The following is a 2,500-nucleotide window of genomic DNA, read 5'->3' as shown; positions in this document are numbered from 1 at the left end:
GAGATAGCTGGTTCTCTGCGAAATCTATTTAGGTAGAGCGTCGTCCGAATACCCTCGGGGGTAGAGCACTGGATGGGTAATGGGGCCTTACCGGCTTACTGATCCTAACCAAACTCCGAATACCGAGGAGTACTAGACGGCAGACACACATCGGGTGCTAACGTCCGGTGTGAAGAGGGAAACAACCCTGACCTACGACTAAGGCCCCTAATTCATGGCTAAGTGGGAAAGCAGGTGGGACGACCAAAACAACCAGGAGGTTGGCTTAGAAGCAGCCATCCTTTAAAGATAGCGTAACAGCTCACTGGTCTAAATAAGTTGTCCTGCGGCGAAGATGTAACGGGGCTCAAGCCATGAGCCGAAGTCTAGGGTGTATAGCAATATACGCGGTAGCAGAGCGTAGTGTGACATAAGACTTTGTCTTATCCTGATCTCTTGATCCTGGCGCAGACGATTATGAGAGGGTTCGCCCTCAAGTAGCCGAAGGCGGTAGGGCATAAAGAGAGGTCAGAAAAGACGAAGTCTTTTCTGTGAAGCCCCCCTGTGAGGGATGGGGTGGAGAGATCACTAGTGAGAATGATGACATGAGTAGCGACAAAGGGAGTGAGAGACTCCCTCGCCGAAAGTCCAAGGGTTCCTGCTTAAAGCTAATCTGAGCAGGGTAAGCCGACCCCTAAGGCGAGGCCGAAAGGCGTAGTCGATGGGAACCAGGTTAATATTCCTGGGCCGTGGAGTGGTGACGGATCTGAGACGTAGTTCATCCTTATCGGATTGAATGGGCTGCCAACAGGTTCCTGGAAATAGCCCTCCTTTAAGATCGTACCCTAAACCGACACAGGTGGACTGGTAGAGAATACCAAGGCGCTTGAGAGAACCACATTTAAGGAACTCGGCAAAATACCTCCGTAAGTTCGCGAGAAGGAGGCCCGTTCAGAACGCAAGTTTTGGGCGGGGGCACAAACCAGGGGGTGGCGACTGTTTACTAAAAACACAGGGCTCTGCGAAGTCGTAAGACGACGTATAGGGTCTGACGCCTGCCCGGTGCCTGAAGGTTAAAAGGAGGAGTGCAAGCTCCGAATTGAAGCCCAGGTAAACGGCGGCCGTAACTATAACGGTCCTAAGGTAGCGAAATTCCTTGTCGGGTAAGTTCCGACCTGCACGAATGGCGTAACGACTTCCCCGCTGTCTCAAATGTGGACTCAGCGAAATTGAATTGCCTGTCAAGATGCAGGCTACCCGCGGTTAGACGGAAAGACCCCATGCACCTTTACTACAACTTTACACTGGCATCAGGTACAGCATGCGCAGGATAGGTGGTAGGCTTTGAAGCCGGGACTCTGGTCCTGGTGGAGCCTCCCTTGAGATACCACCCTTGCTCTGCTTGATGTCTAACCGCGGTCCGTTATCCGGATCCGGGACCCTGTATGGTGGGTAGTTTGACTGGGGCGGTCGCCTCCCAAATTGTAACGGAGGCGCGCGAAGGTTGGCTCAGAGCGGTCGGAAATCGCTCGTTGAGTGCAATGGCAGAAGCCAGCCTGACTGCAAGACTGACAAGTCGAGCAGAGACGAAAGTCGGCCATAGTGATCCGGTGGTCCCGCGTGGAAGGGCCATCGCTCAACGGATAAAAGGTACGCTGGGGATAACAGGCTGATGGTGCCCAAGAGTCCATATCGACGGCACCGTTTGGCACCTCGATGTCGGCTCATCTCATCCTGGGGCTGGAGCAGGTCCCAAGGGTACGGCTGTTCGCCGTTTAAAGAGGTACGTGAGCTGGGTTTAGAACGTCGTGAGACAGTTCGGTCCCTATCTTCCGTGGGTGTAGGATACTTGAGAGGAGTTGCCCCTAGTACGAGAGGACCGGGGTGAACGATCCACTGGTGGACCTGTTGTCGTGCCAACGGCAGTGCAGGGTAGCTATGATCGGACAGGATAACCGCTGAAGGCATCTAAGCGGGAAGCCCCCCTCAAAACAAGGTATCCCTGAGGACCGAGGTAGACCACCTCGTCGATAGGCCAGAGATGTAAGCGCAGCAATGTGTTCAGTTGACTGGTACTAATGGTCCAATAGGCTTGATTTGATCCAGTAGAAGCTAGACTTCAAAAGAACAAATCAAAATACATACACACCACAACATCAGTTGTGCTGACTTGAACAACGGTCCGCGTAAATACGCAGGCCGCTGATGTGAAAACGCGGGAAAACAAAAAACCCGCCGTCTGTGTTTTTTTGGTGTGGTGATCATAGCGTGAGCAAAACACCCGATCCCATCCCGAACTCGGCAGTTAAGTGCCACTGCGCTGATGGTACTGCGTCTTAAGACGTGGGAGAGTAAGTCATTGCCACACCTAATAAACACAGACACCTATCTCTCGACGATCTAAAAACAAATAATGCATCATACGGACAAAAAACGTCCAAAATGGCGCGGGATGGAGCAGCCCGGTAGCTCGTCAGGCTCATAACCTGAAGGTCGTAGGTTCAAATCCTACTCCCGCAAC

At 52.6% G+C, this 2,500-nt stretch carries 1 tRNA gene and 2 rRNA genes (1 of these 3 cut by a window edge); all 3 read left to right on the top strand.

Annotated features, from left to right (window positions below):
* Positions 1-2,079: ribosomal RNA gene (locus tag SJY10_RS00015) — 23S ribosomal RNA — on the top strand (it extends 825 nt beyond the left edge of the window).
* A 153-nt stretch (positions 2,080-2,232) separates the two neighbouring features.
* A 5S ribosomal RNA gene (rrf, locus tag SJY10_RS00010) occupies positions 2,233-2,347 on the top strand.
* A 78-nt stretch (positions 2,348-2,425) separates the two neighbouring features.
* A tRNA-Met gene (locus SJY10_RS00005) sits at positions 2,426-2,499 on the top strand.
* Position 2,500 lies beyond the last annotated feature (1 nt).

The organism is Loktanella sp. R86503 (assembly GCF_042466455.1).
GTDB lineage: Bacteria > Pseudomonadota > Alphaproteobacteria > Rhodobacterales > Rhodobacteraceae > Loktanella.
The sequence above is the reverse complement of the archived record's forward strand: the minus strand, read 5'-3'. Positions and strand labels throughout refer to the sequence as shown.